The organism is [Actinomadura] parvosata subsp. kistnae, from assembly GCF_900323885.1.
GTDB classification, from domain to species: Bacteria; Actinomycetota; Actinomycetes; order Streptosporangiales; family Streptosporangiaceae; genus Nonomuraea; species Nonomuraea composti.
In genome coordinates this window covers 293,160-320,034 of sequence record NZ_OOHJ01000015.1, presented here as the reverse complement: position 1 = coordinate 320,034, position 26,875 = coordinate 293,160, and the positions used below count along the sequence as shown (strand labels likewise).

The 26,875-nt window shown below is 72.5% G+C and carries 26 protein-coding genes and 3 tRNA genes; 11 read left to right on the top strand and 18 right to left on the bottom strand.

From position 1 onward, the window contains the following. Window positions 1-11 precede the first annotated feature (11 nt). Window positions 12-1,331 (bottom strand): MFS transporter, encoded by a 1,320-nt coding sequence (locus tag KIS93_RS16165; RefSeq protein ID WP_186404258.1) that lies wholly within the window; start codon window positions 1,329-1,331, stop codon window positions 12-14. A 103-nt stretch (window positions 1,332-1,434) separates the two neighbouring features. On the opposite strand from KIS93_RS16165, the gene KIS93_RS16160 reads away from it, so the two are divergent. The 5 genes from KIS93_RS16160 to KIS93_RS16140 all read left to right on the top strand — a co-directional run bounded on the left by KIS93_RS16160 (window position 1,435) and on the right by KIS93_RS16140 (window position 5,205). Then, on the top strand, window positions 1,435-2,106 hold the full coding sequence (locus tag KIS93_RS16160) for a GntR family transcriptional regulator (protein ID WP_230465978.1): 672 nt from the start codon (window positions 1,435-1,437) through the stop codon (window positions 2,104-2,106). Between the two features lie 9 nt (window positions 2,107-2,115). Beyond that, the gene (locus KIS93_RS16155; RefSeq protein WP_080036806.1) at window positions 2,116-2,475 is read left to right on the top strand and encodes a DUF2203 domain-containing protein; all 360 of its coding nucleotides are present in this window, start codon (window positions 2,116-2,118) and stop codon (window positions 2,473-2,475) included. 76 nt (window positions 2,476-2,551) lie between these two features. Next, window positions 2,552-3,547 (top strand): hypothetical protein, encoded by a 996-nt coding sequence (locus KIS93_RS16150; RefSeq protein ID WP_155126486.1) that lies wholly within the window; start codon window positions 2,552-2,554, stop codon window positions 3,545-3,547. 5 nt (window positions 3,548-3,552) lie between these two features. After that, entirely contained in the window at window positions 3,553-4,509 is a 957-nt protein-coding gene (locus tag KIS93_RS16145; protein ID WP_155126489.1) for a hypothetical protein, read from the top strand. Between the two features lie 36 nt (window positions 4,510-4,545). Next, window positions 4,546-5,205 (top strand): CGNR zinc finger domain-containing protein, encoded by a 660-nt coding sequence (locus KIS93_RS16140; RefSeq protein ID WP_230465979.1) that lies wholly within the window; start codon window positions 4,546-4,548, stop codon window positions 5,203-5,205. A gap of 107 nt (window positions 5,206-5,312) precedes the next feature. Here the strand turns inward: KIS93_RS16140 and KIS93_RS16135 are convergent, their stop codons facing one another. Both KIS93_RS16135 and KIS93_RS16130 read right to left on the bottom strand, forming a co-directional pair. Further along, on the bottom strand, window positions 5,313-6,506 hold the full coding sequence (locus KIS93_RS16135; RefSeq protein ID WP_155126492.1) for an MFS transporter: 1,194 nt from the start codon (window positions 6,504-6,506) through the stop codon (window positions 5,313-5,315). 513 nt (window positions 6,507-7,019) lie between these two features. Next, entirely contained in the window at window positions 7,020-7,787 is a 768-nt protein-coding gene (locus KIS93_RS16130; protein ID WP_080036810.1) for a VOC family protein, read from the bottom strand. 171 nt (window positions 7,788-7,958) lie between these two features. On the opposite strand from KIS93_RS16130, the gene KIS93_RS16125 reads away from it, so the two are divergent. Then, window positions 7,959-8,588 carry an alpha-ketoglutarate-dependent dioxygenase AlkB gene (locus tag KIS93_RS16125; RefSeq protein ID WP_080036811.1) on the top strand — a complete coding sequence of 210 codons (630 nt, stop codon included), beginning with the start codon at window positions 7,959-7,961 and terminating at the stop codon, window positions 8,586-8,588. Window positions 8,589-9,053: 465 nt separating this feature from the next. Here the strand turns inward: KIS93_RS16125 and KIS93_RS16120 are convergent, their stop codons facing one another. From KIS93_RS16120 to KIS93_RS16105, 4 genes are all read right to left on the bottom strand, one after another. Beyond that, a complete protein-coding gene (locus KIS93_RS16120) occupies window positions 9,054-10,112 on the bottom strand; it encodes a WD40/YVTN/BNR-like repeat-containing protein (protein WP_080036812.1) in 1,059 nt (352 codons plus the stop codon). Window positions 10,113-10,194: 82 nt separating this feature from the next. Further along, on the bottom strand, window positions 10,195-11,037 hold the full coding sequence (locus tag KIS93_RS16115) for a D-alanyl-D-alanine carboxypeptidase family protein (protein ID WP_230465981.1): 843 nt from the start codon (window positions 11,035-11,037) through the stop codon (window positions 10,195-10,197). Window positions 11,038-11,182: 145 nt separating this feature from the next. Further along, entirely contained in the window at window positions 11,183-11,953 is a 771-nt protein-coding gene (locus KIS93_RS16110; RefSeq protein WP_080036814.1) for an SAM-dependent methyltransferase, read from the bottom strand. A gap of 191 nt (window positions 11,954-12,144) precedes the next feature. Beyond that, entirely contained in the window at window positions 12,145-13,323 is a 1,179-nt protein-coding gene (locus tag KIS93_RS16105) for a glycosyltransferase family 4 protein (RefSeq protein ID WP_080036815.1), read from the bottom strand. Between the two features lie 179 nt (window positions 13,324-13,502). Here KIS93_RS16105 and KIS93_RS16100 point away from each other — a divergent pair, with 179 nt between their 5' ends. Continuing rightward, window positions 13,503-14,189 carry a DUF6348 family protein gene (locus KIS93_RS16100; protein ID WP_080036816.1) on the top strand — a complete coding sequence of 229 codons (687 nt, stop codon included), beginning with the start codon at window positions 13,503-13,505 and terminating at the stop codon, window positions 14,187-14,189. 177 nt (window positions 14,190-14,366) lie between these two features. On the opposite strand, the gene KIS93_RS67485 is transcribed toward KIS93_RS16100, so the two are convergent. Beyond that, window positions 14,367-14,846: a MarR family winged helix-turn-helix transcriptional regulator gene (locus KIS93_RS67485; RefSeq protein WP_080036817.1), complete on the bottom strand. Its 480-nt coding sequence runs from the start codon at window positions 14,844-14,846 to the stop codon at window positions 14,367-14,369. A gap of 51 nt (window positions 14,847-14,897) precedes the next feature. Between KIS93_RS67485 and KIS93_RS16090 the strand changes: the two genes are divergently transcribed. After that, window positions 14,898-15,302, top strand: coding sequence for a nuclear transport factor 2 family protein (locus KIS93_RS16090; RefSeq protein WP_080036818.1), 405 nt, complete (start codon window positions 14,898-14,900; stop codon window positions 15,300-15,302). 4 nt (window positions 15,303-15,306) lie between these two features. Here KIS93_RS16090 and KIS93_RS16085 read toward each other — a convergent pair whose 3' ends face one another. From KIS93_RS16085 to KIS93_RS16075, 3 genes are read right to left on the bottom strand one after another with little or no spacing between them, the layout of a single operon-like run. Beyond that, on the bottom strand, window positions 15,307-16,140 hold the full coding sequence (locus tag KIS93_RS16085) for a carbohydrate ABC transporter permease (RefSeq protein ID WP_080036819.1): 834 nt from the start codon (window positions 16,138-16,140) through the stop codon (window positions 15,307-15,309). Continuing rightward, window positions 16,137-17,057, bottom strand: a complete 921-nt coding sequence (locus tag KIS93_RS16080) for a carbohydrate ABC transporter permease (RefSeq protein ID WP_080036820.1) — start codon at window positions 17,055-17,057, stop codon at window positions 16,137-16,139. Before KIS93_RS16080 ends, KIS93_RS16085 begins: the two co-directional genes overlap by 4 nt. Beyond that, window positions 17,054-18,388: an extracellular solute-binding protein gene (locus KIS93_RS16075; RefSeq protein ID WP_230465982.1), complete on the bottom strand. Its 1,335-nt coding sequence runs from the start codon at window positions 18,386-18,388 to the stop codon at window positions 17,054-17,056. The genes KIS93_RS16080 and KIS93_RS16075 overlap by 4 nt, the downstream gene beginning before the upstream one ends. Before the next feature lie 310 nt (window positions 18,389-18,698). On the opposite strand from KIS93_RS16075, the gene arfA reads away from it, so the two are divergent. Further along, window positions 18,699-20,192 (top strand): arabinosylfuranosidase ArfA, encoded by a 1,494-nt coding sequence (gene arfA, locus KIS93_RS16070; protein ID WP_186404257.1) that lies wholly within the window; start codon window positions 18,699-18,701, stop codon window positions 20,190-20,192. 255 nt (window positions 20,193-20,447) lie between these two features. Here the strand turns inward: arfA and KIS93_RS16065 are convergent, their stop codons facing one another. The 5 genes from KIS93_RS16065 to KIS93_RS16045 form a co-directional block, all read right to left on the bottom strand. Beyond that, the gene (locus tag KIS93_RS16065) at window positions 20,448-21,470 is read right to left on the bottom strand and encodes a LacI family DNA-binding transcriptional regulator (RefSeq protein ID WP_230465983.1); all 1,023 of its coding nucleotides are present in this window, start codon (window positions 21,468-21,470) and stop codon (window positions 20,448-20,450) included. Window positions 21,471-21,788: 318 nt separating this feature from the next. Continuing rightward, window positions 21,789-21,863: transfer RNA gene (locus KIS93_RS16060), tRNA-Val, on the bottom strand. A 1-nt stretch (window position 21,864) separates the two neighbouring features. Continuing rightward, window positions 21,865-21,938: transfer RNA gene (locus KIS93_RS16055), tRNA-Cys, on the bottom strand. Window positions 21,939-21,955: 17 nt separating this feature from the next. Continuing rightward, window positions 21,956-22,027, bottom strand: a tRNA-Gly gene (locus tag KIS93_RS16050). A gap of 66 nt (window positions 22,028-22,093) precedes the next feature. Then, complete coding sequence (locus tag KIS93_RS16045; RefSeq protein ID WP_080046479.1) at window positions 22,094-22,738, bottom strand: ACT domain-containing protein; 645 nt, start codon at window positions 22,736-22,738, stop codon at window positions 22,094-22,096. 83 nt (window positions 22,739-22,821) lie between these two features. Here KIS93_RS16045 and dusB point away from each other — a divergent pair, with 83 nt between their 5' ends. Then, window positions 22,822-23,934, top strand: coding sequence for a tRNA dihydrouridine synthase DusB (dusB, locus tag KIS93_RS16040; protein WP_230465984.1), 1,113 nt, complete (start codon window positions 22,822-22,824; stop codon window positions 23,932-23,934). Between the two features lie 13 nt (window positions 23,935-23,947). On the opposite strand, the gene KIS93_RS16035 is transcribed toward dusB, so the two are convergent. Then, window positions 23,948-24,727 carry a phytanoyl-CoA dioxygenase family protein gene (locus KIS93_RS16035; RefSeq protein ID WP_080036821.1) on the bottom strand — a complete coding sequence of 260 codons (780 nt, stop codon included), beginning with the start codon at window positions 24,725-24,727 and terminating at the stop codon, window positions 23,948-23,950. Between the two features lie 41 nt (window positions 24,728-24,768). Here KIS93_RS16035 and KIS93_RS67480 point away from each other — a divergent pair, with 41 nt between their 5' ends. Then, window positions 24,769-25,710, top strand: coding sequence for a helix-turn-helix domain-containing protein (locus KIS93_RS67480; RefSeq protein WP_222107488.1), 942 nt, complete (start codon window positions 24,769-24,771; stop codon window positions 25,708-25,710). On the opposite strand, the gene KIS93_RS16025 is transcribed toward KIS93_RS67480, so the two are convergent. Beyond that, on the bottom strand, window positions 25,700-26,854 hold the full coding sequence (locus KIS93_RS16025) for an ROK family transcriptional regulator (protein ID WP_080036823.1): 1,155 nt from the start codon (window positions 26,852-26,854) through the stop codon (window positions 25,700-25,702). The genes KIS93_RS67480 and KIS93_RS16025 overlap by 11 nt on opposite strands. Between the last annotated feature and the right edge of the window lie 21 nt (window positions 26,855-26,875).

Sequence of the window (26,875 nt, the reverse complement as noted above, 5' to 3'; positions counted from 1 at the left end):
CCGGGCAGGGCTCAGGCGAACGGCCCCACCTGCGGCGCCTTGGACCTGGGCGGCTCGGCCAGGTTGAGGTCCCTGGTCTCCGGCGCGATGGCCAGGCCCAGGGCGGTGACCGCCAGCGCGACCACGACGTAGATCGACACGGCGAGCGTGGACTGGAACGACTCGAAGAGCTGCAGCGCGATGACCGGCGCCAGCGCGCCGCCGACGATGCCGGCGACCTGGTAGCCCATCGAGGCGCCGCTGTAGCGCAGCCGCGTGCTGAACAGCTCGGCGATGAACGCGGCCTGCGGCCCGTACATGGCGGCGTGGGTGACCAGCGCCACCACGGCGGCCAGCGCGATCAGCGGGAACGACTTGGTGTCGAGCAGCGGGAAGAACGCGAACACCCACACCGCCGCGCCGACCACGCCGACGAGGTAGACGGGGCGCCGCCCGTACCGGTCGGACAGCGCGCCCGCCAGGGGGATCAGCGCGAGCTGCAGCGCCGAGCCGATGAGCACGGCGTTCAGCGCGTACGAGCGCGGCAGCCCCAGCTCGCCGGTGATGTAGACGATGATGTACGCGGTGAAGGTGTAGAAGGCGACGTCCACCCCGATGCGGGCGGTGAAGGCCGACAGCAGGGCCCGCGGATGCGTGCGCAGCACCTCCACCAGCGGCATCTTCGCCTTGGCGCCCTGCTGCTCGACCTCGGCGAACAGCGGCGACTCGGTGATCCGCAGCCGCACCCAGAGGCCGACGAACACCAGCGCCCCGGACAGCAGGAACGGTATCCGCCAGCCCCACGACAGGAACGCCGCGTCGGACATGGTGACGTTCATGATCGTCAGCAGGCCGGTGGCGAGCACGTAGCCGGCGGGCACGCCGACCTGCGGCCAGCTCGCGTTGAAGCCGCGCCGGCGCCCGTCGCCGTGCTCCAGCGACATGATCACCGCGCCGCCCCACTCGCCGCCGAGCCCGAGCCCCTGCACGAACCGCAGCACCGCGAGCAGGATCGGGGCCAGCACGCCCACGGCGGCGTAGCCGGGCAGCACGCCGATGAGGAACGTCGAGACGCCCATCACCAGCAGCGTCACGACCAGCACGGTCTTGCGGCCCACCCGGTCGCCGAAGTGCCCGAACACCACGCCGCCGAGCGGCCTGGCCACGAACGCCACGGCGTTGGTGGTCAGCGAGGCCAGGGTCGCGCTGAACGGGTCGAGTGACGGGAAGAACAGCTTGGGGAAGACCAGGGTCGCCGCGGTGGTGTAGAGGAAGAAGTCGTACCACTCCAGCGAGGTGCCGATCAGGCTGGCGAGGATCACCCGCCGCGTCTGTTGCGTGGGGCCTGACATCCGATCGCTCCTTGAGTTTCGAGGGGGGTTCTTATCAACGTAAGGATCGTTGAACAATTCGACAAGAGGTTTGCTCCATGATTCGCTGTCAAATGTGGATAACGTGGTCGCTGATCTCTCCCAGGACCGCCCCCGACTGGGACGCAGCAGCACCGCCGAGAGGGTGGCCGACATCCTGCGCGACCGCATCAGCGAAGGCTTCTTCCAGCCCGGCCAGCGGCTGTCGGAGGAGTCCATCTCCGAGGCACTCGGCGTGTCCCGCAACACGCTGCGCGAGGCGTTCCGGCTGCTCGGGCACGAGCGGCTGCTCGACCACCGGCTCAACCGCGGGGTGTTCGTGCGGCTGCCGTCCGTCGAGGACGTCCTCGACCTCTACCGCGTACGGCGGGTGCTGGAAGGCGCGGCCGTGCGGCGCAAGCCGTCCAAGGAGGCGCTGGCCGTGATCAAGGAGGCGGTGGCCGACGCCCGGCGCGCCGCCGCCGGCGACGACTGGCAGGCCGTCGGCACCGCCAACATCCGCTTCCACCAGGCGCTCGTCTCCCTCAACGAGAGCCCCAGGATCGACGAGACCATGCGCCAGCTCCTCGCCGAGCTGCGCCTCGTCTTCCACGTCATGGAGAACCCGCGGGCCTTCCACGAGCCGTTCCTCGAACGCAACCGCATCCTGGTCGGGCTCATCGAGTCGGGGCGGCCCGAGGAGGCCGCCGCCTACCTCGACGACTACCTCGACCACGCCGAGCGGCTGCTCATCCACGCCTACGAGCCGAACCGCTAACGTAAGCCCATGGAGCGGATCTTCACCCTCGACGAGGCCCGCGCGCTGCTCCCCGCCGTCATGCGGGAGGCCGCGGAGCTCATCGCGGCCCGCGCCGACCTGGCCGAGATCGACTTCGAGCGGCGCACCGGCGGCCGGTCCGAGCTGGGCGGCCTGCCCGAGCTGAAAGGGCTGCAGGCCAGGATCGAGGAGATCCTCAGCGGGTGGAGCGAGCAGGGCATCGAGGTCAAGGGCATCGCGCCGGTGCTCGTCGACTTCCCCTCGCTGCTCGACGGCGTCTCCGTGCGGCTGTGCTGGATCGAGGGGGAGCGGGAGTTGGGCTGGTACCACCGCACCGAGCTCGGCTTCGCCGGCCGCCGTCCGCTCTGAAGCCCCGAGTCCGAGTTGTGACCAACCCGCCACGCCTCGTCCGGGTCAAAGGAGGTGAGCGGAAAGGACCACAGCCATGAGGCACTCCTCAATGATCGCCGCGCTGCTCGCGCCCGCGGTCATCGGCACTCTCGGGCTCACCACCCCGGCGTACGCGCGCGCCGCGCCACCGGCCGCCCGGGTCGCCTGGATCAAGAGCTGCTACGACAAGAAACGCCAGGACACCGACCCCTGCGGCGCCTGGCGGCTGCGCCTGCGCGACGGCGGCCAGGCCACCGTGCCCGGCGCCGCCACCCGCGGCGTGAACGGCAAGGGGCGCGAGGCGCACCTCGCGAGCACGTTCGCGGTCAGCGGCGACGGCCGCGTCCTGCTCTACGAACGCGCCCGCGACCACCGGCTGGTCGTCCGGCCCGTCAGCGGCGGCCCCGCCAAGGTCCTGCCCGAGGACGCCCGGCCCAAGGGCATCGGCAGCGACGAGATGGCCGTCAGGCTGTCGCCGTCGGGCGAGCGCGTGCTGATCGACTACTACGACGCCGACGACCGCCTGCCGTCCAAGGTCATCACCGTCGCCACGGGCGAGACCGCCACGGTGCCGGCCGCGTACGGGGTGCTCGGCCTCAGCGCCGACGGCGACGAGGTGCTGGCCACGCGGCTGGCCGGCGACAACACCACCACCCTGTACGCCCTGCGCCCTGGCGGCGGCGCCACCCGGCGCACACCGCCCCAGGTCATCGCGAACGCCGGCGCCTGGGCCCTGGCCGCGGACGGCACCACGGTGGCCGCGCTCGTCCAGGGCGACGCGGAGCGGAAGGAACCGGCGCGGATCCGCACGTACGACCTGGCGACGGGGGAGCTGTCCGAGGGCGTGGACGTGCCGGCCGGCCCGCACTTCGAGCCGTCGAGCGCATGGTGGGACGGCGACCTGCTCAGGGCCACCTACACCAGGACCGCGAGCACGGGCAACTCGGCGGTGGTACGGGTGCTCACCGTCGACCCCGGCACCGGCCGGATCGAGCACGACGACCAGTACAAGATCGGCGAGAACTACGCGTTCGCCGCGGCGGGGGAGTGACCGGCATGCGCATCAGGATCCTCACAGCTCTGACCGTCGCCTCGGCCCTCGCCTGGCCGGCGCCCGCGCACGCGGCCCACGACGACTCCATCCGGTACGCCTCCATCAAGGCCTGCCCCGTCAAGGGCGGCGGCCAGCGCGCCTGCGGCGACTGGCGGCTCGTCATGCACGACGGCCGCCGCGCCACCCTGCCCGACGCCCAGGGCGTCGCCAAGGAGGCCGACGGCACCTCCAACCGCTACACCCCCGCCCCCATCGCGGTCAGCGGGAACGGGCGGCACGTCGCGTACTTCACCAAGCAGGGCCGCCTCGCCGTGCGGACACTCGGCGGCGGCGTCCAGCGGCTCGCCGCCGGCGCGCTGCCCAAGGTGGCGCAGTACGACGTGACGCTGCTGCTGTCCGACGACGGCGCCCGCCTTGCCGCGGTCGTCGGCGGCGAGAAACCGGCCGGCACACGCGTCTTCGACACGCGGACCGGCGACCTGCTCGGCACCCTGCCCGCCGAGCTGACCGTGCTCGGCTTCAGCGGCGACGGCGGCGAGGTCCTCACCACCACCACCGGCGCCGAGAACGTCACCGAGCTGGTCGTCTACAGCGACACCGGCGAGGAGCTGCGGCGGGCCACCCCGCCCCAGGTCATCGTCTCCAACGTGCCGCAGGCCCTGGCCGGCGACGGCCGCACCGTCGCGAGCCTGGTGACCGGCTCCAAGGCCGAGTTGGTGACGTACGACGCGGACGGCGACCAGATCGCCGGCCGCAAGCGCGTCAAGCTGCCCGCCGGCGACCTCCAGATGCTCGACTGGACCGCCGACGACCAGGTCACCGCCCACCTGACCAGCGACGCCTCCGGCACCACCCGGATGACGATCGTGCAGATCGACACGGAGACGGGCGCCGTGCGGGTCAGGGACCGGTACACGGTGCTGCCCGACTCGTTCGTCTTCGCGGCCTGCGGCGGCTGACTCGGCATCGGCCGCGCGGATGCATACGCTGCACGGGTGAAGGTGTACTCGGCCAAGGCGATGGCCGTGCGGGCCGTGGAGCTGTGCGTGGAGCTGCTGTACGAACGGCCGTCGGTCGCGTCCGTGACCCGGATCCTGCGTGAGCACGGGGAGACCGGGGAGCTCGGCTCGGGCAAGCCCGGGCGGGGCGAGCACGACCTGGGCGAGCACGGCGGGACCGGGGAGCTCGGCCTGGGCGAGCCCGGGCGGGGCGAGCACGGCCTGGGCGAGGACGGCGGGACCGGGGAGCTCGGCCTGGGAGAGGACGACGTGGCGGCGATGCGGGCCGCGGCGGCCCGCCTGCGCGACGTGCTGGGCGCGGCCGACGCCGGCGAGGCGGCCGCCCTGCTCAACCGCATCCTTGCCGAGTCCGCCCGGCCGCCCCGGCTCACCAGCCACGCGGGCTCGACGACCTGGCACCTCCACGTCGACAGCGGCGACGACGCCCCCTGGGGGGAGTGGTTCCTGACGTCGTCGGCGATGGCCCTGGCGGTGCTGCTCGCCGACCACCAGCGGGTGCCCGGCGGGCTGTGCGCGTCGAGCGGCTGCGGGCGACCGTTCCTGGACGTGGGGGGCGGCAGCCCGCGCCGCTACTGCAGCACCCGCTGCGCCACCAGGGAACGCGTCGCCGCCCACCGCTCCCGCACCACCCGCTGAGGCTCCCCTCCCACCGATCCTTGCCTGAACGGCGGGACGCACCTCCCGCCCGGCCCGCCCTGAACAGCGGAGCCTACTGATGTCCGGCCCGGCCCGAACAGCGGAGCCTACTGATGCCCGGCCCGCCGGAGCAGCGGGGCGGCGAGCACCGCGACGGCGAGCACCTGCAGCGCCGCCCCGGCCAGCAGCGTGAGACCCACCGAGTACGCGGCCAGCGGCCCGGCCAGCGCCGACCCGATCGCGAACGAGGTGACCTTCATGCTGGCGCCCGTGGTGAACACCTGGCCACGCAGCCGGGCGGGCGCCTCCCGGTGACGTACCGCGAAGAGGGCGGTGAGCTGCGGCCCCTCACCCGCACCCGCCACGGCGGCCCCCAGCGCGGCCACCCAGAACGTCCCGGAGCCGGCCATCACCACCATCCCCGCCCCCAGCACCGCCGTCCCCACCGCCTGCACCAGCTCCGGCCCGCGCGGGGACGCGGCCAGCGCCGCGTTGGCCACCAGCCCGGCCGCGGCGACGACGGCCAGCAGCAACGCTCCGTAACCACTCTCACCGCTGAGCCGGGCACCGAGCACCGGGGCGGACACGACCATCATGGCCACCCCGCAGATCGACACCATGGACGCGAGGGTGGCCCGCCGCAGAGCCACGTTCGCCACGATCACCCGGAACCCGGCCCGCACCTCCTCCCGGACCACCCGCCACCCCCCGCCACCGCGCGCCGGGCGTCCGGTCGTGGACCCGGCGCCGGCCGCGGGCAGGCCGTAGGCGGCGGGCAACGCGGCGACCAGCAGGACGACGCTCACCACCGCCGCCGCGACACCACCCCCCACGGCCGCGACCACCCCGGCGAGCGCGGGCCCGGCCAGCCCCGCCACGTTGTAACTCATCGAGTCGAACGCCGTCGCCCGCGCCAGCCGCTCCGGCCCCGCCACCGAGGGAAGCTGCGCCGTCCACCCGCCCGTGAGCGCAGGCCCCAGCAACCCGGTGACCACCGCGACCCCCACCAGAACGGCGCCGTGCACCTCCGCCGCCATCCCGCCGACGACCAGCAGCAGCCCGCCCGCGTACCCGGCCAGGCACCACCCCAGCACCCGGCCAGGCCGCCGCGCCCGGTCGAGCAGCACCCCGAGCAGCGGCCCCCCGACGGCGGCCGACACGGTCAGCCCCGCCAGCACCGACGACGCCAGCAGGGGCGACCCGGTGATGGCCAGCCCCGTGACGAGCAGGGCAGGCCCGGACATCTCATCCCCGGTGCGGGCCACCACCGCTCCGGCCATGTAACGGGCTAACACATGCATGACGTTACAGGAGTGCGGTGTGGCGCGCGCGTTAGCAGGGCGTCCTGGAGGGAATGAGTACCCGCGCCAGGCCCCTGAGCTGGGCAATCACCCGCACGGGGAAGGGTCGGCCTGCGCGAACTGCGTGCGCGCAGGCCGACCGACACCCTTCAAACGCCACCGGCGATCGCCGGCCATCCCTCCAGCAGGCGCCGTCCGCGATCACCCGCGACCTGCCACACGCCACCGCCGACCTTGTGCGCGTTTCTGACGATCACCGCCGGCCTTGCACCCGCCGCCGGCGATCCCCGCCGGCCTTGCACACGCCGCCAGCGATCACCGCCGGCCTTGCACACGCCGCGGGCGATCACCGCATACCTCGCACACGCCGCCGGCGATCACCGCGGACCTCGCACACGCCGCCGGCGATCACCGCGGACCTTGCGCGCGCTCCTGCCGATCAGCGCCGACCCTCCCCGCGATCCTGCGGATCAGCGCCATCCCCCAGGATCCCTGCCGATTGACGCCGACCCGTCAGACGCTGCTGGTGATCACCGCGAACCTGGCGCCGAACGGATCGGCCAGGAACGCCATCCGCCCCACCCCCTCCGTCGTCATCGCCGGAGACTGCGTCACCGCGCCGAGCCGCTGCGCCTGCGCCACCGTGCCGTCGCAGTCGGGCACCTCGAAGTACGGCAGCCAGTGCGGCTGGTCACCCGCCTGGAGCTGGGCGATGCCGGCCGCCGCCGACGACTCGTCGCCCTCCGCGGGTGAGATCACCGGGTACGACAGGTCGCCCATTGGCAGATCCTCGATGCGCCACCCGAACACCGACTGGTAGAAGGCGCGGATGCCGACGGGATCCGGCGCGTACAGCTCGACCCAGCCCAGCGAGCCCGCGTCGGTGACCAGCCCGAGCCCTTTCGTCGCGCCGGGCTGCCAGACCGCGAACGCCGCCCCGGCCGGATCCGCGAACACCGCCATCCGCCCCTGCCCCTCGATGTCGGCCGGGGCGGCCAGAACGGTGCCGCCCGCCTGCTCGATCGTCTTCGCGACGGAGTCGGCGTCGAGCACCTGGAAGTACGTGAGCCAGGACGCGGCGCCCCCGGCCGGCGTCTGCGGCCTGATGCCGGCGACCGTCCGGCCGTCGACCTGGCAGAAGCGGTAGTGCCGGTGCTCGGGCCCCAGCGAGACGGAGCCCCACCCGAACAGCCGGGTGTAGAACGACGTCGACGCCTCCACGTCGGGCGTGCCGACGTCGACCCAGCAGGGGGATCCCGGAAGGTAGTGCGTGGTGAGCATGGCCTGCTCCTTCGCGTGACGAAGCGGTGGGTGGCCTCTTCACCTCCGGTGCGGGCCGAGGGGCGACGCCACTCATATCCGGTGCCCACCAGACTGGCACGACCTGTCGATCGAAAAAGTCGCTTCCCCCAAATCGAATGCGTGTTTGAAGTATCGCATACACTCGACACCATGACAGCCGCGTTCCAAGCATCTTTGCTCGCCCTCGACGAGGAGCTCGGCCTCGGCCCGCTCGGCGGCACCGTCCGCCGCACCCACCTCGCCCACGGCGCCTGGATCGACCTGCGGCCCGGCTGGCTCACCGGCGCCGACACCCTGTTCGAGCGCCTCGCCGAGCGCGTGCCGTGGCGGGCCGAGCGGCGCCGCATGTACGACAAGGTCGTCGACGTGCCCCGGCTCCTCAAGTTCTACGACGAAGGCGAGCCGCTGCCCGACCCGCTCCTCGACGACGCCCGGCGCGCCCTCGACGCCCACTACGGCGAGGAGCTGGGCGAGCCGTTCCGCACGGCCGGCCTCTGCTTCTACCGCGACGGCCGCGACAGCGTGACCTGGCACGGCGACACGATCGGACGCGGCAGCGCCGAAGACACCATGGTCGCCATCATCTCGGTCGGCAGCCCCCGCTCCCTCCTGCTCCGCCCCCGCGGAGGCGGCCCCTCACTCCGCCACGACCTGGGGCACGGGGACCTGATCGTGATGGGCGGCAGCTGCCAGCGCACGTGGGAACACGCCATCCCCAAGACCAGCCGCCCGTCGGGCCCCCGCATCAGCATCCAGTTCCGCCCCCACGACGTCCGCTAACCCCACCACCGCCCGCGTTTCACCCCGTCCGCACCGCACCGCGCCGTTCACCCGCACCGCCGTGCCGCGCTGCGCGCTCGTCGTGGTGGTCGTGTCGGCTGCGCATGGCGCTGCTCGCTGGTCGCGCCGCCGCATGGCCCGCGCCCATGAGGTGCCTGCTCCGGTCTGCGCCGCCTGTTCGCTCGGGTTGCTTCGCCTCGGCCCGTGTGCCATTGCGCCGCCCGCACTGCCGCACGGCTTGTGCGCTGCTCGCGCCCCGTGCCCTCCCGCGCGTGTGCCGCCGCGTGTGCGCCGCCGCGTCGCGTCGTGGCGGTGGCCGCGCCTCCGCCCGTGTCGCTGCACCGCGCCCGCTCGTGCTTCGCTGTCGCCGTCCCAGTCGCTCGTCACCCGAGCGTGGGGCTGACCGGGCCGAACCCGTCCTGGGCGGTTCAGGGCGGGGCGTGCGGGCTCGGTGCCGTGGGGGGGTTACTTGAGGGTGAGTCGGGCGAGGCGGCCCTGGTCGCCGGAAGCCCAGCAGGAGAGGTCGGGGGTGCAGGCGATCGTGTCGAAGGAGCCGGTGTCGAAGGTGGTCCAAGTGCGGCCGCCCGAGTACGTCACGTCGCTGCCGGACGGGCCGACGGCGATGGCGGCGTGGGGGAGGTGGGGGAGCCAGGCGACGCCTGAGCGGTAGGCGGGTGGGGGAGCGGAGGAGGGGCGCCAGGTGGTGCCGCCGTCGCGGGTGGTGCCGCCGGCGTTGGGGGACTGCTGGTCGGGGCGGTAGTCGCCGCCGACGGCGATCCCGTGGCGGGGGTCGCGGAAGGCGAGGCCGAAGACGCCGCGGGCCGGGTCGCCGGCGGGGATGGGCGTGTCGGTGACGGTCCAGGTGCGGCCGCGGTCCCGGGAGTGGAAGACGCGGGATCGTTCGGCTCCGCCGGTGGCCAGCCACGCGTCACGGCCGCCGGACGTCACCAGGCACTGGCCGCTCGCCGCGAACCCGGCCTCGCCGGGCAGGGCCGGCGGCATGCCGTCCGGTGGCAGCACCTGCCAGGTCCGTCCGCCGTCGGACGTGGACAGGATGCGGAAGCGGCCGTCCACCGGGTCGCTCATGGCCAGCCCGTGGCGGCGGTCGAAGAAGGCCAGGCAGTCGTAGAAGGCGCGCGGCTCGTCGTTCCTGAACGTCTCCGCCCAGGTGCGGCCCCCGTCCTCGGTGCGGTAGACGCGCGAGTCGGTGCCCTCGCCGATGGACAGGGCCACGGCCCGGTTCGCGTCGAACGCCTCGATGTCGCGGAACTGGAGCGCGGCCGTGTCCGGCGGGGAGACGTTCTGCCAGGTACGTCCGGCGTCCGTGGTCCTCAGCACGGTGCCGCCGGAGCCGGAGGCCCAGACCACGTTCCGGCTGACGGGGGACAGGCCGCGCAGGCGGGCGGTCACTCCCGTCTCCTTGAGGTCCCAGCCGAGCTGCGGCGTTCCGGCGTGGGCGGGGAGCGGGGCGGCGGTGAGCACGAGGGCCGCTGACAGCGCACCTAACGCGGTTCGAAGCTTCATGTCGGGCAAACTAGCCCAAGGGATCAACGGGGTCCATGCCCTGGCGAGGCGGGGTGGCCGAGGGGAGTTCCAAGGTGGCGACTCAGGCGGACTGGCGGGTGGAGCCCCATGAGAGCAGGGCCTCGGCCGTGCTGAAGCGGCGGCTGGAGACGGATTCGTCCAGGAGGATGCCGACCAGCATCCGCCCGTCCGACTCGCCGGCGAACGCCAGGCAGTAGCCGGCGGCGCGCGTGAAGCCGGTCTTCAGGCCGATCGCGCCGGGCGTGCCGAGCAGCCGGTTGGTGTTGCGCCAGGAGTAGGAGCGGTGCTCGCGGGTGGCGTCCAGGTAGTGCCGCTGGGTGCCGGCCACTTCCTTGATGAGCGGTACGCGCAGCGCCTTGGCGGCGAGGACGGCCTGGTCCCGGGCGGTGGAGTAGCCGTCGCCGCCGGGCGTGGGCAGGCCGTCGGCGTTGACGTAGTGGGTGTCGTTCATGCCGAGGGCGCGCGCGGTGGCGTTCATCCTGGCGACGAAGCCGCGCACGCCCGGTCCGTACGTGCGGGCGAGCGCGTGGGCGGCGTCGGCGCCGGAGGGCAGCATCAGGCCGTACAGCAGCTCGCCGACCGTGAGGCGGTCGCCGGGGCGCAGATCGGCGGTCGTGCCGCCGCCGTCCTCCGCGTACGCGGCGTCTTCGGCCGAGATCCGCACCACGTCCGTGGGCTTCGCGGTCTGGAGGACGACGTACGCGGTCATGGTCTTGGTGAGGCTGGCGATCGGCATGCGTTCGGTGCCGTCCTTGTCGAGCAGGGTCTCGCCCGACGAGGCGTCCAGCAAATAGGCGGCCCGGCCGTAAACGGCGGGCGCGTCGGGGGTGGTGGCCGGGGCGGTGGTGACGCCGGCATGCGCAGGCGCGGTCAGCCCGGTGACCAGGGCAAGCGCGCCTGCCATGGCGGCCAGAAAAGCCTTCCGAATACGCATACGGGACAGAATGCCGCCCCACTTGGCGTGCTCTTGACGAAAAGCATGAAATATCGTGCCAAAAGCCCTTATGGGGGCGAGGGAATCGGGAAGGGTAAATCTTTTTCCGGAAGCGTCAGACGATCCGGCCCACGCCGCCCACCACCCGCAGGTCGATCCGGCGGCCCGAGTCGTCGTCGGGGCGCCACTCGTGCACGTCCACGAGCCCCGGCTCGATCAGCTCCGTGCCCTTGAACAGCGACTCGATCTCCGCGACGGGCCGCAGCCGCAGCGGCACGGGCGCGTTCGCGTTCACCGTCCTGATCCGCTCCAGCGTCGCCTCGCTCACCCCCTCGAACGTCGCGTGCGACAGCACCAGCAGGCTCCCCGGCACCATCCGCTCGCGGAAGGCGGCGACCACGCGGTGCGGGTCCTCCTCCTCCGAGACGAAGTGCAGCACCGCGATGAGCACCAGCGCCACGGGACGCGACCAGTCCACGATCCCGGCGAGGTCGGCCATGACGCGCTCGGGCTCGCGTACGTCCCCGGGCACGATGTGCACGCCGTCGCCCTTCACCAGGGCCCGGCTGTGGGAGAGCACGACGGGGTCGTTGTCGACGCCGACCACGACCGCGTCCGGGTTCACCTCGGCCGCCACCTCGGCGACGTTCGGGGCGGTGGGGATGCCGGTGCCGATGTCCACGATCTGGTCCACCTGCCCGGCGCAGTGGCGTACGGACCGCCACATGAACCGCCGGTTGGCCCAGGCCAGCTCGCCTCCCTCGGGGAACACCTGCATGACCTGGTCGGCGTAGGCCCGGTCGGCGGCGAAGTTGTCCTTGCCGCCCAGGATGTAGTCGTAGATCCGGGCGGGGGAGGGCTTGGAGGTGTCGAACTCGGTCGTCACGGCGACTCCGTTACGGCGCGAAGGGGGATGCGTGGATCACCGAGCCTAACCAGGAGCCCCAAGATCCGCGAGAGCTTCCGGTGACCTTCAGCGGCCGGACCCGAAGGTGACCGTCAGCGGCCGGGCCCGAAGGTGACCGTCAACGGCCGGACCCGAAGGTGACCATCAACGACCGGACCAGAAGGTGACCGTCAGCGGCCGGGCCAGAAGTCGTCGGCGATGCGTTCGCCCGCCGCCAGCTCCGCGAACAGGTCCTCCCACAGCGGCATCACGTGCTCAGGCGCGTACGCCCGGGACGCCCGCCGCGCCGCCCGCCCCATGCGCACCCGCAGGTCGCGGTCGGCGATGACCCGGTTGAGGGCGGCGGCCAGCGCGTCCACGTCCCGGGGCGGCACCAGCACCCCGTCCACCCCGTCGGTCAGGACGTCCTTGGGCCCCGTCGGGCAGTCGAAGGCGACGACGGGCAGCGCGTGCGTCATCGCCTCGATCATCACCATGGGCAGGCCCTCGAAGCGGGAGCTGAGCGCGTACACGGAGGCGGCGGTCAGCTCCTTGTCCAGCCGGTCGGTCCGCCCGGGCAGCGACACGTGCCCGCCCAGCCCGTACTGCTCGACCAGCCCGGCGAGCTGCCCCCTGCGCGGCCCCGTGCCGAAGATGCGCAGCCGCCACTCCGGATGCTCGGGCACGACCTGCGCGAACGCCTGGATCAGCAGGTCGAACCCCTTCTGCGGCACCAGCCGTCCGGCGGCGACCACGACGGGGTTCACCTGACGGGACGGTTCCTGGTCGGCCTTGTGCACGGCGTTCGGGATCTGCACGATCGGGGTGCCGGGCAGCAGCCGCTGGTACTCCAGGCGGTTCGTGCGGGTCAGCACGGTGATCGCGTCGAAGCGGCCGTAGTGGCGGGCGATCTCCCTGCGGATGGTGTCGGGGTAGGCCGACAGGTTCATGTGCTCCTGGGCGACGCGGATGACCGTCCTGGGGGTACGGCGGGCGGAGATCAGGTTCAGCGCGGGCCGGGTGGTGACCAGGATGCCGTCACGCAGCCCCGACACGTACTCCATGGCCGCCCACTCGACCCGCTCGGTGAAGTAGTCGGCGGCGAACTCGCCGCGCGGCACGATCTTCCCGCGCACCCGGCGCCACGCCTTGCGCGCGATCGAGTCCGGCTGCCGGCCGCCGCGCTGGTCGACCAGCGTGGTCAGGGTGATGCGGGGGTCCAGGACGAACTGGGGGTGCTCGCGCCGCCGTACGAGGCTGACCAGCTCGACGTCGTGGCCGGCGGCGGCCATCGCGTTCGCCTGGTTGACCACCGTGCGGATGGTGCCGCCCATGCCGTAGGCGTGCAGCATGAGGTAGCGGATCTTCACGGCGTGCGGCCCGGACGAGGGTCGTGACCGGCGGGAACAGGATCACAGGGCCAGTTCATGCCGAGGCAGACTACCTCGCGTTCCTGGCAGTTCCCTGGCAACGACCGGACGGGCGCACCACCCCCACCACATGATCAACAACGGTAGCCTTACAGGGGGACGAGGCGAGGGGTGGCGGCATGGACGATGTACGGCCGGCGGACGAGGTGGTGCTCGACATGGTGGCCGAGCACCTGAGCGCCGCCATGGGACAACCCTGGCAGGTCCGCGACGGCCTGGCCAAAGGCCCGGGCACGCTCGCCGTCCGGCTGGGCCCCGACCACACCGGCAGCCCCGCCCACCTCGACCTCGACTTCGTGCTGAACGTCGACCGCCCGCACGAGACCACGATCTCCGACTGCGTGACCGGCTACGGCGCCACCATCGAGGAGTCCCTCGACCGGGCGATCACGATGTGGCTCGGCACGACCGGCGTCGCCCTGCTGGAGCTCCTCGTCCAGGACGGCTCGCGCGCCGCCCACTTCGCCCCGGACGACCCCGACGGCTTCCCCGGCTGGCACGCCGTCCACGGCGGCATCGTCGGCTGGGGCACCGGCGACGAGCACGACGCCGTGCAGGGGTGGGCGGTGCAGCACGTCCTGCTGCCGCACCTGGCGCCCGCGCTCAAGGGCAGCCTCGAACGCGAGCACCTGGTGGGGGTCAAGGCGTTCTTCGGCGGCGGCGACGGCACCGAGACGGCCGAGATCCGCGTCAACGGCGCCCGGCACGAGGCGGGCTCGCGCGCGCTGGCGGCACTCGGCTGGCCCCGCCCGGCCACCGGCCTGTCGTACGCCCGCACGTTCGTCCTGCTCGTCCACCAGGACTGACCTCAGGGCCGCCGCACCGCGGCCGTCGGCACGCGGCCGGCACGCCCCGGAAGGGCGCGTCCCGCACAAGGCTTGGCCGAGCGCTACGGAGCCAGGGGCGTGGCGACGGCCGAAGCCGGTGCCGCCGGGTGGGTGCGGCGGGCGGGCGTAGCCGGGACGACGGGCGGTCGGGAAGGTTCAGCGGGGTGGGCGGACCTCGCGGCGCCGGACGGCGCCTGCCCCGCTCAGCTCTTCGAGCAGCTCGGCGAGCACGGCCCGGCACTCCTCCAGCCGCTCCCGCCCGCCCCGCGCCACCAGCCGCTCCTCCTGCGCCGCCCGGGCTCGCCGCGCCGCGCCCACCGCCGCGTGCCCGCGCCCGGTCAGCCGCACCCGCCGGATCCGCGCGTCACGCGGATCCGGCACGCGCTCGACGTATCCGAGCCCTTCCAGCTCGGCCACCACCTTGGACGCCGCCTGCTGCGTGACCTCCATCTTGCGGGCCAGCTCCCCGATGGTGCGGGGAAGGTCTTCGACGAGGTGCTGGAAGACGTAGCCGTGGGAGACCCGCAGCCCGTCGAACCCGTGAGCGGCCAGCTCCTTCTGCACCGCCTCGGCGGCGGCCGAGCCGACGAAGAGGGCGAGGGTGCCGAGGTCGAGCTCGTACAGATCGACGGACATGCCTGCCATCCTGCCCTTGACAACCAAGGTTGTGCAACTACGGTTGTGCATATGCAGCGGCATCCGAACATCGATATCGCCGTCCGTTACCACGAAGCCGTCTCCGTCGGTGCGAGCGCCGAGCCCTACCTCCACCCCGACGTGGTCCACCACGAGCTGCCCAACCTGCTCTTCCCCGACGGCGTGGTCCGCGACCTGCACGGCCTGCGCGCGGCGGCCGAGCGCGGGGCCAGGACGATCAGCGAGCAGCGCTTCGACGTGCGGAACGCGGTCGCGTTCGGCGACCAGGTCGCCCTGGAGGTGACGTGGACCGGCACCCTTGCCGTCCCCTTGGGCGACCTGCCCGCGGGCCACGTCCTGCGTGCCCACATCGCGACCTTCCTGGAGTTCCGCGACGGCCGCATCGTGGCCCAGCGCAACTACGACTGCTACGAACGCCTCGCCCCCGCCCGCTGACCGCTCACTGGCCGGCGAGCCCGGTGTGGGCCACGCCCCGCACGATCTGCCGCTGGAACATCACGAACACGACGAGCAGCGGCAGCCCGGCCAGCACCACCGACGCCATGATCTGCGCGTACCGCAGGCCGAACGTCCCCTGCACCACGTTCGCCAGCCCGACCGGCAGCGTCATCGTGTTCGGGTCGGTCGAGACGAGGAACGGCCACAGGAAGTTGTTCCAGGTCGTGATGAACGTGAAGATCGACACGGCGGCCAGCACCGGGCGCGACAGCGGCAGCACGATGGTGAAGAAGACCCGCCACCGCCCGGCCCCGTCCACGAAGGCGGCCTGCTCCAGCTCCGGCGGCACGTCCTGGAAGAACTTCACCAGGATGTAGACGATCAGCGGCGCCGCCACCTGCGGCAGGATGATCGCCCACCACGTGTCCACCAGCCCCAGCGCGACCATCTCCGCGAACAGCGGCGCGATCAGCACCTGCGGCGGCACCATGATCCCGGCCAGGATCAGCGCCAGCAGCGCCCGCTGGCCCCTGAACTGGGTGCGCGCGAACCCGTACGCCGCCATCGCCGAGAACAGCACGGTCAGGAACGTGACGATGACGGCGGTGACGGTCGAGTTGATCGCCCACTTGACGATGCCTCCGGTCCCGAGCACCAGCGCGTACGCGTCGAAGGTGATCTCGCTGCCGAACCACTGCAGCGGGATCTTGGTGGTCTCCGTCTCGGGCTTCACCGAGGTGGCCACCGCCCACAGGATCGGGGCGAGCCAGACGGCCGCCAGCGCCAGGGCGATCACCAGCAGGACGACCTGGCCCCAGCTGAACCGCTTGGTCATGACGCGACCTCCTCGCGCTTGCGGAACAGCCGGAGCTGCGCCAGGGAGACGATGACAATCAGGGCGAACAGGATGTACGACACGGCCGAGGCGTAACCGGTGCGGTAGCCGGTGAAGCCGACGTCGTAGGCGTACTCGATGATCGGGCGGGTGGCGTCCTGCGGGCCGCCGCCGGTCATCAGGTAGATCTGGTCGAACACCTTCAGCGAGGCCACCAGTTGCAGCACCACGATCAGCGCCGTGGTGCGGCCGAGCAGCGGCAGGGTGATGGAGCGCAGCTTGTCCCAGGCGGTGGCGCCGTCGATGGCGGCGGCCTCGTACAAATGTTGCGGGATCGACTGCAGGGCGGCCAGGTAGAGCAGGAAGTTGAAGCCGACCGTCCACCAGACGGTGGTCAGCACCATCGACCACATGGCCACGGACGGGTCGCCGAGCCACAGCACGTCGGTGCCGAGCGTGCCGTTGATCAGGCCGTAGCCGGCCGGGTAGATCATCTGCAGCCACAGGATCGACACGACCGCCGACGGCAGCAGGAACGGGCCGAAGAACGACAGCCGCCACAGCCACTGCATGAACCGCAGGTTGTGCACCAGCAGCGCGAACACCAGCCCGAGGAACACCAGCGGCACCGTGCTCAGCACCGTGAAGACCAGCGTGTTCCACAGCGAGTGCCACATGCGCGGGTCGCCGAACGCCTCAAGGTAGTTGCCGAAGCCGACGAAGTGGTTGTTGCCGCCGGCGATGTTCACGCTCGACAGGCTCATCTGGAAGCCGAGCAGGGTCGGCCAGACCAGGAAGGCCACGTAGATCAGCAGGAACGGCGCCACGAACACCATCCCGTGCTGCGTCCAGCCGCGCCGGACCTTGGGCGTGGCGACGGGGGCGGCGGTCGCGGGCGCCGCGACGGTCGTTGTCATGCGCGCTCCTCGTCAGGGAAGGGGTTCGGGGCGGCGAGCAGGCGGGACAGCGCGGCCTTGGCGGCGGCCAGGCCCTCTTCGGGGGTCCGGGTGCCGCCGATGATCGGCGAGAACGCCTCGCCGAACTCGATCCACATCCGCGAGGCCGAGCCGGCGAACCACACCTGCGGATCGAGCGCCACCTCGGTGATCACCGAGCGGTACTCGGACTGCGGCTGCAACGCGAGGTACTCAGGCTCCTCCAGCGCGGGCAGGTACGCGGGCACGTGCCCGGCCACCGCCCAGTCGGCGCTGTTCTTGACGAGGTAGGCGATGAACCGGTACGTGGCCCGCTCCACCTCCGGGTCCCGGTTGCGCTGGTGGGGCAGCACGAACGAGTGGCAGTCGGCCTGCGCCGCACCGGTGCCGAATACGTTGGGGAAGCGCGTCATGCTGAAGGGCGTCTTGCGTTCCTTCAGGCCGGTGGTCTCCCAGTCGCCGTTCCACAGGAACGCCGCCTGGCCGTTGGTGAAGTTGGCGACGGAGGCGCCGTAGTCGGTGCGCCAGTCGCACAGCCCTTCCTGGCCGAGCCGCCGCATCAGCCGCAGCGCCTCCAGCGCCCTGGCGTCGTCGATGGTGATCCTGGTCCCGTCGTCCGACAGCAGTGTGCCGCCGCTCTGCGCGTACAGGGTCTGCCACACCCGCCACGGGCCGACGGTGCCGAGGCCGAGCGCGTCGAAGGCGAGCGGCGGCTTGCCGCCCATGGCGTCCTTGGCCTTGGTGAGCTGGGCGAAGAGCTCGTCCACCCCCTTGGTGGGGACGAGCTTGCCGTCGGGGCCGAGCAGCCCCGCCTTCCGGCAGATGTCGGTGTTGTAGTAGAGCACCATCGGGTGGGCGTCGAACGGGATCGCGTACAGCACGCCGTCGAGGTGCGCCCGCTCCCAGATGGGCGGGCTGAAGTCGGCGGCCTTGAGGCCGACCTCCTCCAGCAGCTTGACGTTGATCGGGTCGAGGATGCGCCCCGCGCCGATGCCGGCCAGCCGGGCCAGGTGGAAGGTGGCCAGGTCGGGGGAGCGCCCGCCGGAGCCCGCCATGGCGATCTTGGTGTAGTACGGCTCGCCCCAGGCGAGCACGTTCTCCTCGACGAAGACGTCGGGGGTGTCCTTGGCGAACGCCTGGACCATCTTGTTCATGATGATGCCGTCGCTGGCGCCGAGGAAGTGCCAGTACCGCACGCGGGTCTGGGACGAGCCGAAGCCCACGGGGATCGCGCACCCCGTGGCGGCGGCGCCGAGCAGGGCGAGGCTGCCGCCGAGAAGGTGCCGGCGGGTGATGTCGGGGGGACCGTGCACTGGGGCCTCTTCCTTCACCAAGCCCTTTCGCTTGGCCATGTTCTCGCTAACATCCGGAGGTTCAGGGCAGCCGTGAATGGGCCTCTCGCAAACGGTGCGGAGGCAGGCGTGGGCGGGCCGTCCGGGTCGCGGGGACCGCCGCGTGGACCCCGATGTTTCTGTGGGGTTACCCGAGTGTTAGCGGTAACAAGCAGCCTGTCAAGGGTCCGTCCCGCAACCGGTTGCGGTGACCCCCGCCCTCTTGACCCCGTCCGGTGATAACGCTAACAATCGGGACCACGTAACGCCCGCGAAACAGGGAGTCGCCCCCGTGCACCAGGCCAAGCTCACCCTCGACCCCGCCTTCAAGGTCGCTCCCGTCAGCAGGCGCACCTTCGGCACGTTCGTCGAGCACCTCGGGCGCTGCGTCTACACCGGCATCTACGAGCCCGGCCACCCCACCGCCGACGCGGACGGCTTCCGCCGCGACGTCCTCGACCTCACCAGAGAGCTCGGCGTCTCCACCGTCCGCTACCCCGGCGGCAACTTCGTCTCCGGCTACCGCTGGGAGGACGGCATCGGCCCCGTCGCCGACCGCCCCCGCCGCCTCGACCTGGCCTGGCACAGCACCGAGACGAACGAGGTCGGCGTCGACGAGTTCGTCCGCTGGTGCCGCAAGGCCGGCGTCGAGCCCATGATGGCCGTCAACCTCGGTACCCGCGGCATCGCCGAAGCCCTCGACCTGCTCGAATACGCCAACCACCCCTCCGGCACCACGCTGTCCGACCTGCGGATCGCCAACGGCGCCAAGGAGCCGCACGACATCAGGATGTGGTGCCTGGGCAACGAGATGGACGGCCCCTGGCAGACCGGCCACAAGACCGCCCGCGAGTACGGCCGCCTCGCCGCCGAGACCGCCCGCGCCATGCGCATGGTGGACCCGAAGCTGGAGCTCGTCGCGTGCGGCAGCTCCAGCTCCAGCATGCCCACCTTCGGCTCGTGGGAGGCCGAGGTGCTGGAGGAGACCTACGACCTGGTCGACTACATCTCCTGCCACGCCTACTACGAGGAGAAGGACGGCGACCTCGGCAGCTTCCTGGCCAGCTCCACCGACATGGAGTACTTCATCTCCTCCGTCATCGCCACCGCCGATCACGTCGGGGCCCGGCTCAAGTCCCGCAAGAAGATCAACATCTCGTTCGACGAGTGGAACGTCTGGTACATCTCCCGCTTCCAGGACGCCGGCACCCCCCAGGACTGGCCGGTCGCGCCCCCGCTCCTGGAGGACCACTACCACCTCGCCGACGCCGTCACCTTCGGCGGGCTGCTCATCACGCTGCTGCGCAACAGCGACCGCGTCACCGCCGCGTCCCTCGCCCAGCTCGTCAACGTCATCGCGCCCATCATGACCGAGCCCGGCGGGCGGGCCTGGCGCCAGACCACCTTCCACCCGTTCGCCCAGGCCTCCCGGCACGCCGCCGGCGACGTGCTGCGCGTCGAACCGGACTCGCCCCTGTACGAGACGAAGGTGTACGGCGAGGTGCCCCTGCTGCACGCCGTCGCCACCCACTCGGCCACCTCAGGCACGACCCTGTTCGCCGTCAACCGGTCGGCCGACGAGCCGCTGCCGCTGGAGATCGACACCCGGGCGCTCGGCGGCGTCCGCATCGTCGAGGCCACCACCCTGACCGACCCGGACGTCTACGCCCGTAATACGGCCGACGACCCCGCGCGGATCACGCCGCGCCCGAACGCGGACGTGGAACCCGACCCGCTCCGCGTCCTGCTCCCCCCGGTGTCGTGGAACGTGATCCGCCTCGCCTGACCCCCGCCCCCGGCGTGCCGCGCCCCTCGGACGGGGGCGCGGCGAAGGTTTGGTCCGTGACGTCGGCGTGCCTGGTCCCGCAGGTGGGGCGCCGTAGCGCAAGCGTCGCGCCTGCGAAGCGCGTGGTGTGGCGAGGCGCGCCGCAGAGGCGGAGAGACGGCGGGCCGGAAGTGGGGAGCTCGGCGGATGCGGATGGGCGGCGTGGACAGGGCGTGGACAGGGCGTGATCGCGGCGCCCGGCTCCGGGGCGGAGGCTCAGGGGGCGGGTGTCGGGGCGGTGCCGGTGCTTTCGCGGACGACGAGCTCCGGCTCGACGAGCCGCCGCGGCTCCGGCTCGGCCCCCGCCATGCGGTCGAGCAGCATGTGGAAGGCGTGCCGCCCGACCTCGCCGAAGTCCTGGCGGACGGTGGTCAGCGGCGGCCAGAAGTAGGCGGACTCCGGGATGTCGTCGAAGCCCGCCACGCTCACGTCCTCGGGCACCCGCCGCCCCGCCTCGCGCAGGGCGCGCAGGACGCCGAGCGCCATCTGGTCGTTGGCCACGAACACGGCGGTGACCTCGGGGTCGGCGGCGAGGTCGCGGCCGAGCCGGTAGCCGGAGCGGGCGCTCCAGTCGCCGCGCAGCACGTCGGGCACGGGCCGCCCGGCCGCCTCCAGCACGCCTCGCCACCCCTCGATGCGGCCGTTGGCGTCGAGCCAGTCGGCGGGCCCCGCCACGTGCCACACGGTGCGGTGGCCGAGGCTGAGCAGGTGGCGGGTGACGCGGGCGGCGCCGGCCCGCTGGTCGACCTTGGCGACGGGGACGGGGATGTCGTCGCCGGCGTCCACCGCGACGACGGGCATCTCGGGCGGCAGGTGCCGCAGCCCGTCGGCGGCCGACTCGTGCGGCGCGACGATGATCACGCCGTCGACCGCCTGGGTGCGCAGCCGCTGCACGCCCTCCTCCATCGACCGGCGGTTGAGCGAGCTGAGGCTGGCGATGCTGACGTTGTAGCCGGCGTGCCGGGCGGCCTGCTCGATGCAGTAGAGGGTGGAGGCGGGGCCGTACAGGGTGGTGTCGATGCTGACGACGCCGAGCACGCCGGAGCGGCCGGTGACGAGCTGGCGGGCGGCCTGGTTGGGCCGGTAGTCGAGCTCGCGGACGGCGGCCAGCACGCGGGCCCTGGTCTCGGCGCGTACGAGGTCGGGCGTGTTGAGCACGCGCGAGACGGTCATGGTGGACACGCCGGCGAGCACGGCGACGTCCATGAGCACCGCAGGTCTGCCCGGTTTGGATCGCACCGCGGCTCACCCCCTCAGCGGTAACGCTAACAGGCGGAAGCGGCGAACGCGCGACCATTAAGGGGCGGGTCGCGCCTCGGACGCACACCCCGAACGGACGCGCGCCCGAGGCGGGTGCGAGCGAGGGTGAACGCGCGCCTGGGCGAACCCGGCCGGGGCGGACGCGCGCCTGGGCGAACCCGGCCGGGGCGGACGCGTGCCCGGACGAACACCCGCCGGGGCGAACGGGCGCCCAGGAGAGTACCCGCCAGGGCGGGCGCCCTGGTCGGCGGGCGCGAAAAAGCCCCAGGCTCGTGAGAGCTGGGGCTGATCGCGGGATGGTGGACGATACTGGGATTGAACCAGTGACCTCTTCCGTGTCAGGGAAGCGCTCTCCCGCTGAGCTAATCGTCCTTGGAGGTGGCGACGGGATTTGAACCCGTGTGGACGGCTTTGCAGGCCGCTGCCTCGCCTCTCGGCCACGCCACCGAGTCAAACCCGCTCCGAGCGGAAGACGGGATTCGAACCCGCGACCCTCACCTTGGCAAGGTGATGCTCTACCACTGAGCCACTTCCGCGCCGCATTTGCGTTGCTGCGTGGTTAACAATAGCGCGTTTCTGGACCGGATGCTTACTCGTGGGTGCTACCGGGGCTCCTTGCGGAGCTGGCGGGCGATGCTGCGTTCGGTGGCGGGGAGGCTGAGGAAGATCTCGAGAATCCTCGTGAGGCGGTGCACCTCGATGCGGTGGAAGGCGGGGCCCTCGGAGCGGGCGAGCAGGAGGGACAGGGCCAGCGGCGGGAGCGGGGCGTGGATGAGGTGCGGGCCGCCGTCCTGGGTGAGGGCCGCGGGGCGGGCGGGCACCTCGCCGGGCAGGACGAGGTCGTGGGGGGCGCGCCAGCTCGCGTAGACGACGCGGCCCTCGGCGGCGGTGGCCGCCCAGTCGGCGCTGAACAGGACGGGCAGCGAGTCGATGAGCGTGGTCAGCGCCCGGTCGCCGGCCGTGGTGATGTACTTGAGTATCTCCAGCTCCGGGTACGTGCCCGGCGCCTCGCGCGTGGTCCAGACGCCTTCGACCGTCACGCCCTCGACGCTCTCCAGGCTCTTGCGCAGCGCCTGCCTGGGCGTGCTGTCGGGGCAGAAGACGGTGATGTCGTCGACGGCCCGGCCGGCGCCGCGGTCGAGGACCGTCACCTGCGTGATGTCGGCGCCCGCCGCGCCGAGCACCTTGGTGACCTGCGCCAGGGAGCCCGGCCGATCGGGCAGTGCCACGCGTACGCGAAGAAGCATCCATTCCCCCTCAACCCGTAGATGCCGATCACAGACTATCCGCGAATACCGGTTGCGGCCTGACCTGCGCTACAACTGGCGGAGTGAAGATTGGGCCGATTGAGGTGTGGCCGCCGGTGGTGCTGGCGCCGATGGCGGGCATCACGAACGCCCCGTTCCGGGTGCTCTGCCGCGAGCAGGGCGCCGGGCTGTTCGTGTGCGAGATGATCACGACCAGGGGCCTCGTCGAGCGCAATCCGAAGACGATGCGGATGATCAGGTTCGACGAGTCGGAGCGTCCGAGGAGCATCCAGCTCTACGGGGTGGACCCGGTCACGGTCGGGCGGGCGGCGAGGATGATCGCCGAGGAGGATCTCGCCGACCACATCGACCTCAACTTCGGCTGCCCGGTGCCCAAGGTGACCAGGCGCGGGGGCGGGTCGGCGCTGCCGTACAAGCGGAACCTGCTGCGCCGCATCCTGCGCGAGGCGGTCGCGAACGCGGGGCCGCTGCCCGTGACGATGAAGATGCGCAAGGGCATCGACGACGACCACCTGACCTACCTCGACGCCGGCCGGATCGCCGTCGAGGAGGGGGTCGCGGCGATCGCGCTGCACGCCCGCACCGCCAAGCAGCACTACGGCGGCGTGGCCGACTGGGAGGCCATCGCCCGGCTGAAGGAGGCCGTGCCCGAGATCCCCGTGCTGGGCAACGGCGACATCTGGAGCGCCGACGACGCGCTGCGGATGGTGGCGCGCACCGGCTGCGACGGGGTGGTGGTCGGGCGCGGGTGCCTGGGGCGGCCGTGGTTGTTCAAGGATCTGGAGAACGCCTTCAACGGCAGCCCCGAGCGGGCCCAGCCGACCCTCGGCGAGGTGGCCGAGGCGATGGCCAGGCACGCCGAGGGGCTGACCGCGTGCTTCGACATCGAGCGTTACGCCGTGGCCGACTTCCGCAAGCACGTCGGCTGGTACCTGAAGGGGTTCACGGTCGGCAGCGAGCTGCGGCGGGAGCTGGCCACGGCCGAGTCGCTCGACGGGCTGCGGGCCGGGCTCGCGAAGCTGGAGCACGACCAGCCGTGGCCGCCCAACACCGACACGCCCCGGGGCAAGTCGGGTGAGCGGTCCAAGGTGCTGCTTCCCGACGGGTGGCTGGACGACCCGTGGGACTGCCCCATACCCGACGGAGACGCCGAGTCCGACATCTCCGGCGGGTGAGTGCGGGCGTCTCCTAGTGCGGGCCGGTGATCTCGGTGCCGCAGGGGCCGCCGCCCACGGCCGGTTCGAGCCGCACGGGCTCGCCCGACATGGTGAGCGTCGGGTAGTACTCGGCGATGCGCTCGGCCGAGCGGCCCACGTAGTGGCAGATGAAGCTGCGGCGGAAGCGGTCGGCGGTGCTGTTCGGCTCCGAGCCGTGCACGAGGCTGCCGTTGAAGAAGAGCACGTCGCCCGGGTTCATGTCCACGGGGACCTTCTCCAGGCCGGGCGGCGGCGGCACGTACTCGCGGGTGAACGAGACGCCCTCGTCGGCCTCCTCCGGGCAGAACAGGTCCATGAGGTGGGTGCCGGGGACGACCTCCAGTCCGCCGTTGGCGCGATCCACCCGGTCGAGCGCCACCCAGGCGGCCACGCAGGTGCCGGGCTCGACGCGGAGGTAGAAGTTGTCCTGGTGCAGCGCCTGGCCCCTGGCGCCCGGCGGCTTGAAGTAGAACATGCTCTGGGCTGCTATCGGCTCCTCGCCCAGGAGGTCGCGGAGTATCGCCCCGATGCGCTGGTCGAGCAGGTAGCGCAGGGCGACGTCGTTCACCTGGTGGGGGTGCATGATGCGGGGGTAGTCGCGCAGGATGTCGTACGGCTGCCCGGGCTCCTGCGGCTGCGGCGTGAAGTGACCGGGGATCGGGCCCCGGGCGTGCAGCGCCATGAACTCGTCGCGCAGCTCGGCCACCTCTTCGGGGGCGAGGAGACCGGGCACGAGCACGTACCCCTGATCGTGGAAGTCGTTGAGCCTCATGTCTCCAACGCTAAGGAGCGCTTTCGTGCGACGGTATGCCTGTGACCGCTGAGGACCTGTCTGTTCCTGCTGCCGAGCTGATGATCGTGGGCCACTACGACAAGGAGGCCGGCTACGGGACGCGGCGTGCCGGGGGCTCGCCGAGCTGGCTGCTGATGTGGACGGAGGCGGGGGAGGGGCTCGTCGAGCAGGGCGGGGCCGCGTTCCGGGTGGGGGCGGGGGACCTGGCGGTGCTGGGGTCGGGGGTGGCCCAGCGTTACCGGGTGCGGCCGGAGGCGGGGCGGTGGCGGTTCTGGTGGGTGCACTTCCAGCCGAGGGCGTCGTGGGCGGCGTGGCTGGCGCCGTTCGCGAAGGGCGGCGGGTCCCACCTGGTGGCGGGCGTGCCGGGGGCGGTGCACGAGCGGATCGGGCAGGCGTTCCTGCGGGCGGTGCGGGACGCGCGCTGGACCCCGCACGCACCGCACGGAGGCGAGCCGATGGAGGCGGCGCGGGTGCCGGCGGTGGTGGTCGGCGGGGCGGCGCGGGAGCTGGTGATGGGGGCGGTGGAGGAGGTGCTGGTGCTGGCCACCGCGACCGCCGGGCGTGACGGACGGGGTGAGGGCCGGGGCGAGGGCCGGCGTGAGGAGGGGGACGAGCGGGTCCGCCGGGCTCTGGCGATCATCGCGGCGGAGCCGGGCGCGCCGCACTCGGTCGCCACGCTGGCCCGGGCGGTCGCGCTCTCGCCCTCCCGCTTCGCCCACCTGTTCGCGGCGGTGACCGGGCAGACGCCGATGCGGGCGGTGCGCCGGGCGCGGGTGCGGCACGCGGCGAGCCTGCTGGAGGTGACGGATCTGGACGTCGGGCAGGTAGCGGCGGCCTCGGGGTTCGTCAGCCCGTTCCACTTCAGCCGGGCCTTCAGGAAGGAGTACGGCCTGCCGCCCCGCGACTACCGCGCACGCCTGCGGGTGACCGCGGACGAGCCGGCGCCGCCGGTCAGCGGGTGACGGGGAGCGGGCCCCTGTCGGGGGTGAAGAGCTGCTCGTCCAGGTGCTCGACGGCGTAGTCGATGGCGCCGACGACCACGCACTCGTCGCCCAGCGTGGAGGCGCGCACCTCCGGCAGCCGCATGCAGCGCCGCTCCAGCCGTTCCCGGAGCCGGTCGAGCAGCACGTCGGCGGAGCGGGAGAAGCCGCCGCCGAGCACCACCATCTGCGGGTCCATGATGAGCACCATCGCGGCGGCGCCCACGGCGAGGTCGTCGACGTAGCGCTCGACCGCCTCGATCGCGACCGGGTCGCCGTCGCGGGCGGCGGCGAGCGTGTAGCCGGCCGCGTCCTCGGGCGGCGTGCCCTCGGGGACGCACGCGCACGTGTTGAGGTGCTCGGGCGCGTCGAACCAGCGGGCCTCGGGCAGCATGGAGATCTCGCCGGCGGCGGCGCCGAAGCCGCGGTGCACCTTGCCGCCGATGATGAGGCCGGCGCCCATGCGCCTGCCGACGTGCAGGAACACCACGTCTCGCGCGCCCTTGGCGACGCCGCGCCTGGTCTCGGCCATGGCGGCCAGGCGGCTGTCGTTCTCGATGAGCACCTGGCAGGGGAAGACCTCGCGCAGCGCGCCGGCGAGGTCGAGGTCGCGCCAGGCGGGGACGGCGGCGGAGTAGATGACGCGGCCCTCGACGTCGATGGTGCCGACGGTGCCGACCGAGATCAGCCACACCTGCTCGACGCTCGTCCGGCTGAGCGCGAGGCAGCCGGAGACGGCTCGTTCGATGGCGGCCAGCCGCTCGGCGAGCGGGGCGCCGGGCAGGACCGGCTGCCGGGTCTCGGCGAGGATGCGGCCGTCGAGGTCGGACAGGGCGGCGCGGATGTTGTGACCCCCTATGTCGACGCCCACCAGGTGGCCGCTGTCGGCGCGGAAGCGGTAGCGGCGGGCGGGCCGGCCCATGGTGCCCTGGCTGGGCGGGACCTCCTCCACCCAGCCCAGCGCCATGAGCTCGTCGGTGACCTCTTTCATGGACGGCCGGGACAGGCCCGTGCGCTCGGCCAGCGCCGACAGGGTGAGCGGCCCGGATCCGCGCAGCTCGCGGATGGCGGTCAGCGAGTTGAGCTGGCGCAGCCGGGACAGGTCGCCGCCGCGTAGGTCCGCCATCGCCGTCCTTAATGTAGGTGT